This window comes from Rhodovulum sp. P5 (assembly GCF_002079305.1).
GTDB lineage: Bacteria > Pseudomonadota > Alphaproteobacteria > Rhodobacterales > Rhodobacteraceae > Rhodovulum.
In genome coordinates this window covers 1,863,837-1,878,494 of sequence record NZ_CP015039.1, presented here as the reverse complement: position 1 = coordinate 1,878,494, position 14,658 = coordinate 1,863,837, and the positions used below count along the sequence as shown (strand labels likewise).

Sequence of the window (14,658 nt, the reverse complement as noted above, 5' to 3'; positions counted from 1 at the left end):
TGCCGTTCAAAAGTGTCGTGAAAGGAAAGCCCCGATTTCGCGGGTCACATCCTCTGGCGCCTCTTCATGGGCCAGATGCCCGAGACCGGGAAAGCACAGCAACTCTGCCTGCGGCAACCGTTTCGCGGCATCGGCCGAACTGGACGGCGGCACCGCCCGGTCCTTTTCTCCCACCATCAGAAGCGTCGGCACCTCGATTCCGGGCAGGTCGTGCTGCAACCCCTCCAGCGACCACTGGGACACCATGGCAAGCGTGGCATCGGTATGGTGCCGGTCCGCCACCAGCCGCCGGTACAGCGCCAGACCCTCTGGCGACAAGCGGCTGCCGATGCCGGCGATCATCGTTTCCACCCCCGTCGCATTGCCCAGCCAGCGGGAGATTTCGGGGGCCGAGAACGGGTTCAGCGCCATCAGGCGGGCCATCATTGGAAACAGGAACCCCGCCGCCCCCTTGAAGTTTTCAAGCGCGGCGTTGATTCCGACAATCGCCCTGGGCGGTCTGGCCAGATCGCGCACCATCCGCAGCCCCAGCGCCGCGCCGGCCGAATGGCCGACGATGGCATCGGGCAACAGATCCTCGGCCAGCAACAGGCCCGAGATGTCCTTGCTCATCGCATCAAGGCTGCACCTCTGGCGGGCGCCCAGCTTGGTAAAGCCCTGCCCGGGCAGGTCGAGCGCGACCACCGTGAAATCACGCGCAAGCAGGGGAAAGACGTCACGCCAACTGTGGGTGGCCGCCCCGGTGCCGTGCAGCAGCAGCACCACAGGGCCGGCGCCGGCCTGCTGGATATGCCAGTAATGGGGGCGGTGGCGGACGAAGCGGGACTGGTCCCGGTTCGGCCAATCGGTTCCGTCCCGGGTCCAGTCCATGGGGCACCTCTAGGCGTCGAGCGCAGCCGATACAGCGGAAGAGAGCCGGTTTGAATCGGCCCTCGGCAACGGGATATAGGGCCCGCCCAGCGTGTCGGCCAGCGCCTTGAGCGAGCGTTCCGGCCGGTTGCCCATATCGATGACCATCGACGGGAACCCGTTGAAGCGGATGGCCGTCGCCATCTTCTGCGCGTCCTCGGCCGCCAGCGCCCGGTTCGGGGTGCCGTCCAGCGCGATATTCGCCCGCCCGTCGGTCAACAGCGCCACCGTAGGCGTCATGCCCCGGCCCTTGGCCTGAATGGCGACCTCAAGCGCGGTCTTCAGACCCGCGGCCATCGGCGTGCCGCCACCGCCGGGCAGGGCGGCCAGCCGCCGCTTGGTCTGCACCAGCGACCGGGTGGGGGGCAGCAACAGTTCCGCCTCCTCCCCGCGGAAGGACACCAGCGCCACATGGTCGCGCCGCGCATAGGCCTCGGCCAGCAGCAGTTCCACCGCGCCCTTGGCCTCTGCCAGCCGGGTCATCGCGGCAGAGCCGGAGGCATCGACGACGAAGATCAGCAGCCGGTCGGATTTTTCCTCGAACCGCTTGATGCGGAAATCGTCCGTGCGGATATGCAGGTTCCGCTCGAACCGGGATTCGCGCTTGCGGATCGTCTGCCAGGGCGCCGCTGCGCGCAGCGTGGCAATGACGTCAAGGCGAGAGCCGGTCTCCAGCCGGCCCTGACGGGACGGGATCGGGCGGCCCCGGCGGTTGCCCTTGATCTTGGCCCCGGCCCCGGCACTGCCCGCCGCACCCCGGTTGGCGCGTTTCGTGGCGAGAGAGGCCAGAAGATCGGCGGGCAGGGTGGCTTTGGCGGCCTCCAGCAGGATGTCCTGAAGCGGCAGGTCTTCCAGCGACTGGGTTTCGCCCTGATCCTCGTTCTCGCCCTTGTCGGGTTCCTCTTCCGGTGGGGGCGGTTGGTCGGGGGGCGGCTGATCCTCCGGCTCATCTTCGGGAAACTGGGTGGCGCGGGGCCCAGCACCAGTTGCACCGCGGCGGTCAGGTCGTCGGCCTCGACCTCGTCATTCCCGGCGATGGCGGCCAGCGCACGGGCACAGCGCAGCGCCAGCATCGGCGCGCGCAGGGAATCCACGCCTAGCCGGATCGCCAACAGCGTCAGATCCTCCAGCACCTTGTCGGCGGCGCGGATTTTGGGCAGGCGCGCCCGGGCCTCGGCCAGCGCGTCCTGGTCCAGCACGATGTCCTCGGTCTCGCCATAGGGCAGGGCGTCAAGGTCCACATGCAGCGCCAGGCGGTCGGTCAGCGCGGTGGGCAGCGCCTCTTCCGGCTCTGCCCCTTCATCCAGCGCGATCAGGCAATGGCCCGCGCCCTGATCCATCGCCCCGGCCAGACGTGCGGCCAGCCCCGGCTGGGTCCGTTCCGCCATCGGCAGGACAAGCGTTGCAGGATCGGCCAAAAGGCCTTTGCGCTGCACCAGCCGGCCGCTTGACAGCGTCGCGGTCAGGTCGATCCCGCCGAAAAGCTGGTCATCGCCGATCGACGGGTGCAGGCGTTTTTGCGGCAGCGGCAGCCCCGACAGGGCCGCCGTCACACGATCGCGGACCGGGCCGGACCGGGCGCGCAGCCACATGCCGCCCAGCCCCGCCGGGTCGACGGCCAGCGCGTTCAGGCCAACCTCTGCCCGGGTCCAGACCGAATTGTCAGGCAGGCTCACCCAACACCTCCTCGACGACGCGGCCGACACGGGTGGTAGAGCCGGCTTCGTCCAGCGGATCGCGGCGCAGCCGGTGGCGCAGCGCCGACGGCGCAACCTTTTTCACATGGGACCGGCTGACGCTGTCGGCGCCTTCGAACGCGGCCAGCGCCCGCGCGGCTTTCAGCAGGGTCAGCTCCCCGCGCAGACCGTCGGACCCCAGCGCCACGCACAGTTCCGCACAGTCGCGCAGCACCGCATCTTCGCTTGCCATGGTCTTGAGGTGATCGCGGGCGGCGAGGATCTTGTCGCGCAGCACGTCGTCCTCGGGGCGCCATTTGTCCATGAAGCCGTCATAGTCCATCTCGTAGGTGTCGCGGCGGCGGATCACCTCGATCCGGGTATCGATATCCTTGGGCGAGGCGACCTCGACCGACAGGCCGAACCGGTCCAGCAGCTGCGGCCGAAGCTCACCCTCTTCGGGGTTGCCGGACCCGACGAGCACGAAGCGCGCCGGGTGCCGGATCGAAAGCCCTTCCCTCTCCACCACGTTTTCGCCCGACTGGGCGACGTCAAGCAGGAGATCGACGATATGATCCTCCAGCAGGTTGACCTCATCGATATAGAGGTACCCGCGGTTGGCCCGGGCCAAGAGCCCCGGTTCGAACGCCTTTTCACCCGACGACAGCGCCTTTTCGATATCCAGCGCCCCGACCACCCGGTCCTCGGTCACGCCCAGCGGCAGGTCCACCACCGGGGTGGGCCGCGTGACGATCTCGGTCGTGGTCAGATGCGCCCAGTCCGGGCACTTGTCGAGCGAGGGCGAGTTGACCGGGCAGCTTGCGACGGCGTGGATCGGCGGCAACAGGGCGGCCAGCGCGCGCACGGCCGTCGATTTGCCGGTTCCGCGGTCGCCGAACACCAGAACGCCACCGATCCCCGGGTCGATTGCCGTGAGGATCATCGCCTGTTTCATCTCCTCCTGACCGACGATGGCGGAGAAGGGAAAGGGTTGTGTCATGCAGGCTCTTCCGTTTTCTTGGGCGCCTTTTTCTTCTTCGGCGCTTTCTTGGGCTCGTCGAATGTCCGACCGGTCTTGAGCAGACTCATCGGGCTTCCGCCCTCCCAAGTACCCTCTTCTTCAAGGATGTTGAAGCGGGCATACATCTCTTCTTTGAACCAGTCGCCTTCGCGGACATGTTTGACCGCGTTGCCATGGGGGCAGTTGCCATAGGCGAAGCCGCCCATTTCCGTCATGTTGTTCCACAGCGAGAAGGTCACCTGCTGCACCCACGGCACCTCGGCCATGCCGATGTGGAAGGCGCAGTTGGGGTGCTTGGCGACGCGTTCCTGCACTTCGGGCACCTCGGCCCAGAATTTCAGCGCGACGGGCAGTTTCACGGTGGCGCGGGTCAGAACGGCGACGTTGCCGCTATCGTCGGGGGACTCGGTCACCGTCAGCGGCTCCACGCCCGACCACATGCCGCGGGCCGAGGTGGGGGTCAGGTAGATCGTGTAGGTCTCGACCGAGTGGGCGCGCAGCACGCGGTGGGTGATCGAACTGGCCAGCCCCGCCTTGGCGGCATCCATGTCTTTCCACACGCAGAAGATGGCGTTGACGTTGATATTCGGCCGGGGGTTGAAGCCCGCATCCGACCCCGTGCCCAGCAGCTTGAAAAACTCCAGCCCCGCAACATTCTTCAGGGCATACCGGCCGCGCGCCATCTGGCTGAACGCTTCCAGGCGGGACGCCCAGTTGTTGTAACGGAAAAAGCTGACGGTGGTGACTTGCATGTGCGATTCTCCTTCGCAACTGTCGATCTTCTGTGGCATCGGGGGTGCGACGGCAAGGTGCCTGCCGTCCCCGGTGCGTATCCGGTAGAAGCATTGTAAACTAAACTAGACAGGTTTAACCTAGCGACATGATGACACGAGTTGATCCCGCCCTGGCGGACGAGGCCGTCCGCGCAGACCGTCCCCATGCTGTTGTGATCGGCGCCGGGCTGGGCGGTCTTGCGGCTGCCATGCGCCTTGGGGCCAAGGGCTATCGCGTGACCGTGGTCGACAAGCTCGACGTGCCCGGCGGGCGCGGATCGGCGATCTGGCAGGACGGGCACCGCTTCGACCTTGGCCCGACCATCGTGACCGTGCCCTGGGTGTTCGAAGAGCTGTGGAAGGCCTGCGGGCGCGAATTCAAGCAGGACGTCGAGCTTGCCCCGATGGACCCGTTCTATGAAATCGTGTTCGACGATGGCGAACGCTTCCGGGCCTGTCAGGACACCGACCGCATGCGGGCCGAGGTTGCCCGGCTCTCGCCCTCTGACCTTGAAGGCTATGACAAGTTCCTGAAGGACAGCGAAAAGCGTTACTGGTTCGGGTTCGAAAACCTTGGCCGCCGCCCGATGCATGAGTGGTGGGAACTGGGCAAGGTGCTGCACATCTTCGGCATGCTGCGCGCGGACAAGTCGGTCTATGCCCATGCCGCCAGCCGGGTGAAGGACGAACGCCTGCGCATGGCGCTGTCGTTCCACCCGCTTTTCATCGGGGGCGATCCGTTCAACGTGACCTCGATGTATATCCTCGTCAGTTACCTTGAGAAGGAATTCGGCGTCCACTACGCGATGGGCGGGGTGGCGGCCATCGCGAAGGCCATGGCCGATGTCGTGGAATGGCAGGGCGGCCTGATGCGGCTGGAAACCGAGGTCGACGAGATCCTCGTGAAGAAGACCAGCCCCAAACGTTTCGGCAAGGTGACGGGTGTGAAACTCGCCTCGGGCGAGGTGATCGATGCCGATCTGGTCGTATCCAATGCCGACTCGGGCTTCACCTACAGCCACCTGATGCGCAACGTGCCCCGCTGGCGCTGGACCGACGAGACGCTGAACAAGAAGCGGTGGTCGATGGGCCTGTTCGTCTGGTATTTCGGCACCAAGGGCACGCGCGACATGTGGAAGGACGTGGGCCACCACACGGTGCTGAACGGCCCGCGTTACAAGGGCCTGGTGCGCGAGATCTTCTTCGATCAGGAAAACCTCGCCGACGATATGAGCCTTTATATCCACCGGCCCAGCGTCACCGACCCCAGTGCCGCGCCCGAGGGCGACGATACCTTCTATGCGCTGTCGCCGGTGCCGAACCTGCACAGCGACAATCCCATCGACTGGAAGGCCAATGGCGAACGCTATCGTCAGATGGTGCAGGACTTCATGGAAGAAAAGCTGATGCCGGGTCTGGGCGACAAGGTGTCGACAAGCCTCTACTTCACGCCGGAGACGTTCCAGATGCGGTATCTGTCGCCCTTCGGTGCGGGCTTCTCGCTGGAGCCGCGGATTTTCCAAAGCGCGAATTTCCGCCCGCACAATATCAGCGAAGAGGTCGAGGGCCTGTATATGGTCGGCGCCGGCACCCATCCCGGGGCGGGCCTGCCCAGCGTGATCACCTCGGCCGAGGTGATGGCGAAACTCGTGCCCGACGCGGCACCGGCATCGGCGGACTGAGGCGATGATCAACCCGGCGGATCTGAAGCACTGCGAAGACTCGATCCGCACCGGGTCGTACTCCTTCCACGCGGCCTCGCGCCTGATGCCGGGCCGCGTGCGGGATCCTGCCCTTGCGCTTTATGCCTTTTGCCGGATGACCGACGACGCCGTCGATCTGGTGCAGGACAAAAGCGCCGCTGTCCTGGCGCTGGGCGAGCGGCTGGAGCTGATCTATCGCGGCACGCCCCGAAACGCCCCCGCCGACCGGGCCTTTGCCGCCGTGGTCGAGGAATTCGAGATGCCGCGCACCCTGCCCGAGGCCCTGCTGGAAGGCATGGCCTGGGACGCGGTGCACAAGCGATACGAAGACCTCTCTGGCGTCTACGCCTATTCCGCCCGCGTCGCCGCGGCGGTGGGGGCGATGATGACCGTGCTGATGCGCGTGCGCGACCCCCATGCGCTGGCGCGGGCCTGCGACCTGGGCGTGGCCATGCAGCTGAGCAACATCTCCCGCGACGTCGGCGAAGACGCGCGGGAGGGCCGGTTCTACCTGCCGCTCGACTGGATGGAAGAGGCCGGCGTCGATGTCGAGGAGTTCCTCGCCAATCCGCAGCCGACCCGGCAGATCCGCCGGATCACCAAGCGTCTGGTGGCCGATGCCAACCGTCTGTATTTTCGCGCCGAGCCGGGCATCGCCGAACTGCCGTGGTGCTGCCGCCCCGGCATTTTCGCTGCGCGGCACATCTATGCCGGTATCTCGCGAGAGGTTGCGCGGGCCGATTACGACAACATCACCCGCCGCGCCTATACGAACAAAGGGCAAAAGATCGGCTGGCTGATCCTGTCGGCGTTTGAATCGGTGCTGGTGGCGGTGATGCCGCGCTCGGCCGTGCTCTATGCCAAGCCGCTGCCCGAATGCGCCTATCTGGTGGAGGCCGCGGCCGAACGCCTTCCGTCCGACAATCCGTGGGGAGAGGGGCGTGCGGGCACCGTCATCGCCGCTCTCGCCCAGTTGAAGGCGCAGGAACAGGCACGACGCGCTGCCGCATTGGAACAAAGCGGACGACGGGCTATCTAGGGGCAGGACGCACAATCGGAGGTCGTGATGATCGACTGGCCCCTCTTCGCGCTGTTCTTTTTCACCTGTCTGACCGCGGGGTCGACAGGGCAGTTCTTCGGCCCCGGCGAATGGTACCGCCGGATCGACAAGCCCTCATGGACCCCGCCCAACTGGCTGTTCCCGCTGGCATGGCTGGTGCTGTATATCATGATGTCATATGCCGCGATGCGGGTCGCGATTTCTGGCCACCCCGAGGTCATGTACGCGCTGGGCATCTGGGCGCTGCAGGTGGCGTTCAACACGCTCTGGTCGCCGATCTTCTTCGGGCTGCACAAGCTGGGCGCGGCGCTGGTGGCGCTGATGGGCCTGTGGCTGTCGGTCGTGGCGATGGCGGTGGCGTTCTACCGGGTCGACATGGTCGCCGGTCTGCTGATCGCGCCTTACGTGGTCTGGGGCAGCTATGCCTTTGCGCTGAACTTCTCCATCTGGCGCCGCAACCCCGATGCAGAGCAACTGGCCGGCGCCTGACGGCAAAAGTTTCGCATGCGAAACAGGTTGATGGCGGGTTAAGATGCGTGTGCTACGACTGAGAGGCACGCGAAAGGATGGCGTGTGTTAGTGGCGGTCTGTTCTTGAACTTTGCCACGCCGGACTGAGCCGCGTGCGGAGGGCCGCGCCCGACCCTGGAGGGCGCCGCCCAAGTCTTGTCGGCAGCGATTTATCTAATAAGCCCGAATGGCGTGTGTCCGGTTTGAGGCATCGCCAAAGCGGCCTCCTAGGGGAGGGTCGGGCGCGGCCCGGACTGGTCGTCCGGGCCCACATCGGAATGATGCTCCGTAACAGTCCGAAGGAAATCGCTTGGTGTGGGCTGTACGGGCAGGCCCCTCACCCCTCGAACGACCAGCCCGTCTTGCGCGGCACCTTGACCGCCAGCATCGGCTTCAACAGCGGGCTGGCGAACCGGTTCAGGTCCAGCGCCTCGTGCACGCCCACGGTTTCCTCGCCGAAGATCTGCGTCTTGACGGTGGAGCGGCAGTAGAATGGTGCATCCAGCATGTCGTGCACCTGCCGAGGCTTGTATCCCGGGTCGGCACGGGTTTCGCGTTTCACCAGCCATTTCGAGCGGGAGAACCGCGTGCGCGGCGGGGCGTCGATCACCTCGACCGAGCCTTCGGCGCCGAAATGCAGCCCCACGGCCAGTTCCGACCCGTCCCGCACCGAGGCATCGTAGAAGCAATAGGCGCCGTTGTCCTTTGTCGGGAAGCGGCCCCAAGTCCAGTAGCTGAAGTCATCCTCCAGCGCGTGGATCCCGAAATTGGAGTCGAAATAGCCATGCCCCGTCCATTGCCAGCCGGGCTGGTTCAGGTCGACCTCGATCTCTGACGAGGGCGCGAAGGGCCGCCAGACATGGGATCCGTCCGCCTTCAGCGGCAGTTCGACATCGGTCACCGCGGACGGCGTCACCGTCACCCGCCCCTTCAGCCGGGTCATGTGCGGCCACGACATCTCGTCGATATCGATGTACAGCTTGCCGCCTTTCCAGGTCAGCTTCGATGGCCCCACCTCGAACGTGTTCGCGGTCTGCCGCAGGGCGGCCTGGCCCCGGTCGGTCATCGTCCAGCGGCCGCCCTTGCCATAGGTGGCCACGTTGATGCAGCAGTGATTTTCGGGGTTCACTCGGCCCGACCAGCGATACCACGGCGAAAAGACCGAACCGATGAACGAGATGATCGAGATCTGCTGGTCGCCGTCATGGCTGATCCCGTCGACATACCACCAGGCATAGCCGTCGGAGGGGACCTCTAGGTTGAAGCAAGGTCCGTCAAGATCGCCGCGGCCGCGTGCCTGCCGGAGAGGGTTGCCATGGGGATGCCCGCCCCCGGATGCGCCCCCCCGCCCGCCAGATAGAGGCCCGGCAGCTTCGTCCGCGCCGTGGGCCGTTTCAGAGAGGCTGTCAGGCCGTGCGGGCTCCGCCCGTAGATGGAACCTTCCGACGCCGGGAACAGCTTCGCGAACTGTCGCGGCGTCGTCAGCCATGTCGCCTCCGGTGTCGGATCGAAGGTCAGGCCGAACTTGGCCAGCGTCTCGAAGGTGCGTGTCCGGCACGTCTCTTTCTCCTCGTCGGTCGGGTCGGCCCCGTCGGCCATGGGCGGTCCATTCATTATAATTTCGAACCGTTCCAGACCCTGCGGCGTTTTCCCGCTGCCGCGGTCCTGCGCGCAGATATAGAGCGTTCCGTCCTCGGGCATATGGCCGCGGGCGATGGGGTCGAATTCGGTATGCGGGTCGGCGCAGAAGAAGACGTTGTGGTGCACCATTTCCGGCCCGTGGGGCTTTGCGGCGTAGGACCAGACATAGGCCGACAGGCTGCGCGGATGGGTGGCGCCCGTCTTCACGGTCTTGCGAACGTCACCGCCCAGCAGGCCCGAGTGCAGCGCCGCGGGGTCGCCGTTGAAGACCACGATATCGGCGGGCAGGCGGGTGCCGTCCTCCAGATGCACGGCGGCGGCTTTCCCGCCCTGGGTCTCGATCCGGGTCGCGCGGGTCTTGAAGGTGAAGGTGACGCCCTTGTCCTCTGCCAGCTTGTGCAGGCCGCGGGCGAGCTTGTGCATGCCGCCGTCGACCCGCCAGACGCCCTGTTCCTCGGCATGCCAGATCAGGCCCAGAAGGGCGGGGGATTTGAAGGGGGAGCCACCGACATAGGTGGCATAACGCCCGAACAACTGCGCCAGCCGCGGGTCGGAGAATTGCGCGTTCAGGCTGGACCACAGGCTTTTCAGCGGCGCCATGTCGAAGATCAGCCACGGATGGGTCATCACCTCGCGCGTCAGCGCGCCTTGCGAGGGTTCGGCGGCCTGCATCATCGGCGCGTCGAACGCCCGGAACAGACGTTCGGCCCGGCGACAGAAGGCGCGGAATTCCTTTTCGGCCTTTGCGCCCGCGAACGTGCCCACGGCGGCGGCGCTGTCCTCGCGACTGGCGAACAGGTCGAGCGACGATCCGTCCGGCCACCAGTGGCGGGCCAGGACCTCCTCCCGATGGAGGGTGACATAGTCGGTAAGGGTTGCGCCGACGCTGTCGAACAGTTCTTCGAAGACCGGGCGCATGGTCATCACGGTGGGGCCCGCATCGGACGGGCCGGCATCGGTGGCGAAGGTGCGCATCTTGCCGCCGGGAACGGGCGCGCGGTCCACAACCTGAACGTCTAGGCCCGCATTTGCCAGCCGGATCGCGGTTGAAAGCCCGCCCATTCCGGCGCCGATGACGACGACTTTTTGCGATGTCGAGGTCATTTTGATCCACCTCAAGGAATGTTGACTCGGGACCATAGACTGTCCATCCTGATTTACAACTTTGAATGTCTCGTTTGCCTGACACATGCGAGGGGCGCGGGACTGAACAGCAGAAAATGGGAGTTGTCCATGGACATCTCGGCGCGCGTGGAAGCGGCGATCACCCGGGCGATTGCAGAGGGGCAGGCAGGCACGCCCCCGGCAAAACTGGCCTCGGCCCTCGAATATGCGTTGACGCCCGGGGGCGCACGCATCCGGCCCACGATCTGCCTGAACGTGGCGCTGGCCTGCGGCGACGACAAGCCGGAACTGGCGGATGCGGCGGCGGCCTCGGTCGAGCTGATCCACTGTGCCAGCCTCGTCCATGACGACATGCCATGTTTCGACGATGCCGATATTCGCCGTGGCAAGCCCGCGCTGCACAAGGCTTACGGCGAACCGCTGGCGCTTTTGACCGGGGACAGCCTGATCGTCGCCGGGTTCGAGGTGATCGCGCGGGCCGCGCACCATGATTGTGAGCGCGCGATGGAGATGATCCGCATCATCGGCAAGCGCACCGGCATGCCCTATGGCATCTGCGCGGGGCAAGGCTGGGAGAGCGAGGAAGAGATCAATCTTTCCGCCTATCACAAGGCCAAGACCGGGGCGCTGTTCATCGCCGCGACCCAGATGGGCGCGGTGGCCGCGGGGCAGGATGCCGAGCTTTGGGAAGAACTGGGCGACCGCATTGGCGAGGCGTTCCAGGTGGCCGACGACCTGAAGGACGCGCTGCTGGATGCCGACGAGATGGGCAAGCCCGCCGGTCAGGACGAGGCCAACAGCCGCCCCAGCGCGGTCACCGAACTGGGGGTCGAGGGCGCGGTTCAGCGGTTTCAGGATATCCTGTCGGGGGCTATTGCCTCCATCCCCTCCTGTCCGGGCGAGGCGCAGCTTGCGCAACTGGTGCAGAAGATGGCCGAGCGGCTGGTGCCGGCCAAGGCGTTTCAGGCCGCAGAGTAATGACCGATACCGTTTCGACCCCCGCCCCCGCGCAGGCCAAGCGCGGGTTCAACTGGCGTCGCTGGCGTAACCACAAGATCGCCTCTCCCGCCTTCCAAAGCTGGGCGAGCAAGTTTCCCCTGACCCGGGCCAAGTCCCGGAAAGAAGGGGAGAAACTTTTCGATCTGATCGCGGGCTTCGTGCACAGCCAGGTGCTGTGGGCCGTGGTGGAACTGGATTTGCTGGAGGCCACCTGCGACGCGCCGCAGACCGTGGCCGTGCTGGCGAACCGCTGTGGCGTGCCCGAAGTGCGGATGGAGGCGCTGATGCGCGCGGCCACGGCGCTGGGCCTGTTCGACCGGGTGGGGAACGGCTATCAGCTTGGCTCGCTTGGCGCGGCGCTGATGGGCGTGCCGGGGGTGATTGGCATGGTGCGCCACCATGATGTACTTTACCGCGACATGGCCGACCCGATTGCCATGCTGCGCGGCGAGAAGGACACCGAGCTTGCGCATTTCTGGCCCTATGTCTTCGGCGCGGGCGCGGCGGAAAACCCCGAGGTGGCCGAACGCTATTCCCTGCTGATGTCCGAAAGCCAGACGCTGGTTGCGGAAGAGACGCTGCGCACGATCTCTTTCGACGGGATCACGCATCTGTTGGACGTGGGCGGCGGCACCGGCGCTTTTCTGGCAGCGGTGGGCAAGGCCTGCCCCGACCTGACCATGACGCTGTTCGACCTGCCGGCCGTCGTGCCCTCGGCCGAGGCGCGGTTTGCCGCGGCGGGGATGTCGGGCCGGACGACCGTCACCGCGGGCAGTTTCCGGGACGACCCGTTGCCGCAGGGGGCGGATGCGATTTCGCTGATCCGCGTCTGTTACGACCATGCGGACGACACCGTGCGCGCGCTGATGGCAAAGATCCATGCCACGTTGCCGCCGGGTGGGCGGTTCATCGTGTCCGAACCGATGTCGGGCGGCGACCGGCCAGAGCGGTTTGGGGACAACTATTTCGCCTTCTACTGCATGGCCATGCAGACCGGGAAGGTTCGCTCTCAGGCCGAAATCGCGGCGCTGATGACCGAGGCCGGGTTCGCGGATATCAAGATGCCCCGGACCCACCGGCCCTATGTCACCTCGGTCGTGACGGGGTGTAAGCCTGGGGCGACATAATGGCCGGGCCGATCTGTCTAAGAAAGTTGACACTTCGGCCCATCCAAGTACACTGTCACGCACGAATTCACCGAAGAGTGAGTCCCGACGCTGTCGGATAAGAAGGGATGGGAGACGCCCATGCAAACCACTGCTGTCATCCTCAAGGGGCCGCGGGATATCGGCCTTGGCAAGCTGGGGCTGACGGAGCCTGGGTCGAAAGACCTTGTGGTCGAGATCTCCCATTCCGGCATCTCCACTGGCACCGAAAAGCTGTTTTATACCGGCAACATGCCCCCGTTCCCCGGCATGGGCTATCCGCTGGTCCCGGGCTATGAGGCTGCGGGCGAGGTGGTCGAGGCCGGGTCGGAGACGAACTTCAAGGTCGGTGAACGGGTCTTCGTGCCCGGGGCCAACTGCTATGACGGGGCGTTCGGCCTGTTCGGCGGCTCTGCCCGCCGCCTGGTGACCGATTGCAGCCGCGTGACCCGGATCGACCCGGGGCTGGGGGCCGAAGGCGCGCTGCTGGCGCTGGCCGCGACCGCGCGGCATTCGCTGGCGGGCGTCGACAAGAAGATGCCCGAACTGATCGTGGGCCATGGTGTGCTTGGCCGCCTGCTGGCGCGTCTGACCATTGCCGCCGGTGCGCCCGCCCCGACGGTGTGGGAGATCAATCCCGACCGGCAGTCCGGGGCAGAGGGCTATGAAGTGCTCCACCCCGACGACGATCCGAAAATGGATTACCGCACGATCTACGATGCCTCGGGCGTCGGGTCGCTGCTCGATACGCTCATCACCCGCATCGCCAAGGGCGGCGAGGTGGTGCTTGCGGGGTTCTACACGGACCCGTTGTCATTCGCTTTCCCGCCCGCCTTCATGAAGGAGGCCCGGCTGCGCATCGCTGCCGAATGGGAACGCGATGACCTGATTGCAACGCGTCAGCTTGTGGAAGCGGGGGCGTTGTCGCTGGGGGGGCTGATTACCCACAGCGAACCGGCGGAAAAGGCCGCAGAAGCCTATGAAACCGCCTTTAACGATCCTGCCTGTCTGAAAATGATCCTGAACTGGGGAGCCGTGCATGACGCTTGACGTCCCGAATATCAAAGACATCGACCAACGGTTGCGTGACGAAGCGAACGAACCGCTGGACGACATTCCCGTAACCGAGCCCACCAAGAAGACGCAGATCATCGCGATCTATGGCAAGGGCGGTATCGGCAAGTCCTTCACGCTGGCCAACCTCAGCAACATGATGGCCGAACAGGGCAAGCGCGTTCTGCTGATCGGCTGCGACCCGAAATCGGACACGACCTCGCTGCTGTTCGGCGGCAAGGCCTGCCCGACGATCATCGAAACCTCCACCAAGAAGAAGCTCGCCGGCGAAGAAGTGCAGATCGGCGATGTCTGCTTCAAGCGGAACGGCGTTTTCGCGATGGAGCTTGGCGGGCCCGAGGTTGGCCGCGGCTGCGGTGGGCGTGGCATCATCCACGGGTTCGAACTGCTGGAAAAGCTGGGCTTCCATGACTGGGATTTCGACTATGTGCTGCTCGACTTCCTGGGCGACGTGGTCTGCGGCGGCTTCGGCCTGCCGATTGCCCGCGACATGGCGCAAAAGGTGATCCTGGTCGGGTCGAACGACCTGCAATCGCTGTACGTGGTCAACAATGTCTGCTCGGCGGTGGAGTATTTCCGCAAGCTTGGCGGCAATGTCGGCGTCGCGGGGCTGGTCATCAACAAGGATGACGGCACGGGCGAGGCGCAGGCCTTTGCCGATGCGGTCGGTATCCCGGTTCTGTCCGCGATCCCGGCGGACGAAGATCTGCGGCGCAAGTCGGCCAATTACCAGATCGTCGGCACGCAGGCGAGCCAATGGGGTCCGATGTTCGCCGCCCTGGCCGAGGCCGTGGCCGAAGCGCCGCCGATCCGGCCGGCGCCGCTGGACAATGACGGGCTGTTGGGTCTGTTCGCACCGGAAGATGTCGGTGCCGATTTCGAACTGACCCCGGCGACCGATGCCGACATGCGCGGCAAGAACGCCAAGCCCAAGAAATCGCTGGAAGTGGTGTACGACGATGCCTGATCGCCGCGCTCTCGACCGTTGGGTCGGGGCGCGCGGGCGCCCTGTGCGCCCTGAAT

14 protein-coding genes are annotated in these 14,658 nt (G+C 65.6%); 7 read left to right on the top strand and 7 right to left on the bottom strand.

Annotated features, from left to right (window positions below; genetic code table 11):
- Window positions 1-6: 6 nt before the first annotated feature.
- The 5 genes from bchO to RGUI_RS09090 are packed head-to-tail and all read right to left on the bottom strand — an operon-like array spanning window position 7 to window position 4,358.
- Window positions 7-870 (bottom strand): alpha/beta fold hydrolase BchO, encoded by an 864-nt coding sequence (bchO, locus tag RGUI_RS09105; protein WP_081532763.1) that lies wholly within the window; start codon window positions 868-870, stop codon window positions 7-9.
- Between the two features lie 9 nt (window positions 871-879).
- Window positions 880-1,392 (bottom strand): VWA domain-containing protein, encoded by a 513-nt coding sequence (locus RGUI_RS22505; protein WP_371587367.1) that lies wholly within the window; start codon window positions 1,390-1,392, stop codon window positions 880-882.
- A 32-nt stretch (window positions 1,393-1,424) separates the two neighbouring features.
- Complete coding sequence (locus RGUI_RS22500; RefSeq protein ID WP_371587365.1) at window positions 1,425-2,585, bottom strand: hypothetical protein; 1,161 nt, start codon at window positions 2,583-2,585, stop codon at window positions 1,425-1,427.
- Window positions 2,572-3,585, bottom strand: a complete 1,014-nt coding sequence (gene bchI, locus RGUI_RS09095; protein ID WP_081532762.1) for a magnesium chelatase ATPase subunit I — start codon at window positions 3,583-3,585, stop codon at window positions 2,572-2,574. The genes RGUI_RS22500 and bchI overlap by 14 nt, the downstream gene beginning before the upstream one ends.
- The gene (locus tag RGUI_RS09090) at window positions 3,582-4,358 is read right to left on the bottom strand and encodes a hypothetical protein (RefSeq protein ID WP_081532761.1); all 777 of its coding nucleotides are present in this window, start codon (window positions 4,356-4,358) and stop codon (window positions 3,582-3,584) included. Before RGUI_RS09090 ends, bchI begins: the two co-directional genes overlap by 4 nt.
- A gap of 131 nt (window positions 4,359-4,489) precedes the next feature.
- On the opposite strand from RGUI_RS09090, the gene RGUI_RS09085 reads away from it, so the two are divergent.
- The 3 genes from RGUI_RS09085 to RGUI_RS09075 are packed head-to-tail and all read left to right on the top strand — an operon-like array spanning window position 4,490 to window position 7,631.
- Window positions 4,490-6,061 (top strand): phytoene desaturase, encoded by a 1,572-nt coding sequence (locus RGUI_RS09085; RefSeq protein ID WP_371587423.1) that lies wholly within the window; start codon window positions 4,490-4,492, stop codon window positions 6,059-6,061.
- Window positions 6,062-6,065: 4 nt separating this feature from the next.
- A complete protein-coding gene (crtB, locus tag RGUI_RS09080) occupies window positions 6,066-7,121 on the top strand; it encodes a 15-cis-phytoene synthase (protein WP_081532759.1) in 1,056 nt (351 codons plus the stop codon).
- A gap of 27 nt (window positions 7,122-7,148) precedes the next feature.
- The gene (locus RGUI_RS09075) at window positions 7,149-7,631 is read left to right on the top strand and encodes a TspO/MBR family protein (protein ID WP_156882923.1); all 483 of its coding nucleotides are present in this window, start codon (window positions 7,149-7,151) and stop codon (window positions 7,629-7,631) included.
- Window positions 7,632-7,988: 357 nt separating this feature from the next.
- Here the strand turns inward: RGUI_RS09075 and crtC are convergent, their stop codons facing one another.
- Both crtC and crtD read right to left on the bottom strand, forming a co-directional pair.
- A complete protein-coding gene (gene crtC / locus RGUI_RS09070) occupies window positions 7,989-8,864 on the bottom strand; it encodes a carotenoid 1,2-hydratase (protein ID WP_081536034.1) in 876 nt (291 codons plus the stop codon).
- Window positions 8,865-8,905: 41 nt separating this feature from the next.
- Entirely contained in the window at window positions 8,906-10,396 is a 1,491-nt protein-coding gene (crtD, locus tag RGUI_RS09065; RefSeq protein WP_081532758.1) for a 1-hydroxycarotenoid 3,4-desaturase CrtD, read from the bottom strand.
- A gap of 129 nt (window positions 10,397-10,525) precedes the next feature.
- Here crtD and RGUI_RS09060 point away from each other — a divergent pair, with 129 nt between their 5' ends.
- The 4 genes from RGUI_RS09060 (at window position 10,526) to RGUI_RS09045 (ending at window position 14,602) form a co-directional block, all read left to right on the top strand.
- Window positions 10,526-11,395 (top strand): polyprenyl synthetase family protein, encoded by an 870-nt coding sequence (locus RGUI_RS09060; protein ID WP_081532757.1) that lies wholly within the window; start codon window positions 10,526-10,528, stop codon window positions 11,393-11,395.
- Window positions 11,395-12,543, top strand: a complete 1,149-nt coding sequence (locus tag RGUI_RS09055; RefSeq protein WP_081532756.1) for a methyltransferase — start codon at window positions 11,395-11,397, stop codon at window positions 12,541-12,543. Before RGUI_RS09060 ends, RGUI_RS09055 begins: the two co-directional genes overlap by 1 nt.
- Before the next feature lie 120 nt (window positions 12,544-12,663).
- Window positions 12,664-13,611 carry a chlorophyll synthesis pathway protein BchC gene (gene bchC, locus RGUI_RS09050; protein ID WP_081532755.1) on the top strand — a complete coding sequence of 316 codons (948 nt, stop codon included), beginning with the start codon at window positions 12,664-12,666 and terminating at the stop codon, window positions 13,609-13,611.
- A complete protein-coding gene (locus RGUI_RS09045; RefSeq protein WP_081532754.1) occupies window positions 13,601-14,602 on the top strand; it encodes a chlorophyllide a reductase iron protein subunit X in 1,002 nt (333 codons plus the stop codon). Before bchC ends, RGUI_RS09045 begins: the two co-directional genes overlap by 11 nt.
- The last annotated feature ends 56 nt before the right edge of the window (window positions 14,603-14,658 follow it).

Bases quoted from the DNA above. Each gene is read 5' to 3' on its own strand.
- RGUI_RS09085 (WP_371587423.1), top strand. From the start codon at position 4,490: ATGACACGAGTTGATCCCGCCCTGGCGGACGAGGCCGTCCGCGCAGAC.
- RGUI_RS09045 (WP_081532754.1), top strand. From the start codon at position 13,601: ATGACGCTTGACGTCCCGAATATCAAAGACATCGACCAACGGTTGCGT.
- bchC (WP_081532755.1), top strand. From the start codon at position 12,664: ATGCAAACCACTGCTGTCATCCTCAAGGGGCCGCGGGATATCGGCCTT.
- crtD (WP_081532758.1), bottom strand. From the start codon at position 10,396: ATGACCTCGACATCGCAAAAAGTCGTCGTCATCGGCGCCGGAATGGGC.
- crtB (WP_081532759.1), top strand. From the start codon at position 6,066: ATGATCAACCCGGCGGATCTGAAGCACTGCGAAGACTCGATCCGCACC.
- RGUI_RS09055 (WP_081532756.1), top strand. From the start codon at position 11,395: ATGACCGATACCGTTTCGACCCCCGCCCCCGCGCAGGCCAAGCGCGGG.
- bchI (WP_081532762.1), bottom strand. From the start codon at position 3,585: ATGACACAACCCTTTCCCTTCTCCGCCATCGTCGGTCAGGAGGAGATG.
- RGUI_RS09060 (WP_081532757.1), top strand. From the start codon at position 10,526: ATGGACATCTCGGCGCGCGTGGAAGCGGCGATCACCCGGGCGATTGCA.
- bchO (WP_081532763.1), bottom strand. From the start codon at position 870: ATGGACTGGACCCGGGACGGAACCGATTGGCCGAACCGGGACCAGTCC.
- RGUI_RS09090 (WP_081532761.1), bottom strand. From the start codon at position 4,358: ATGCAAGTCACCACCGTCAGCTTTTTCCGTTACAACAACTGGGCGTCC.
- RGUI_RS22505 (WP_371587367.1), bottom strand. From the start codon at position 1,392: ATGACCCGGCTGGCAGAGGCCAAGGGCGCGGTGGAACTGCTGCTGGCC.
- RGUI_RS09075 (WP_156882923.1), top strand. From the start codon at position 7,149: ATGATCGACTGGCCCCTCTTCGCGCTGTTCTTTTTCACCTGTCTGACC.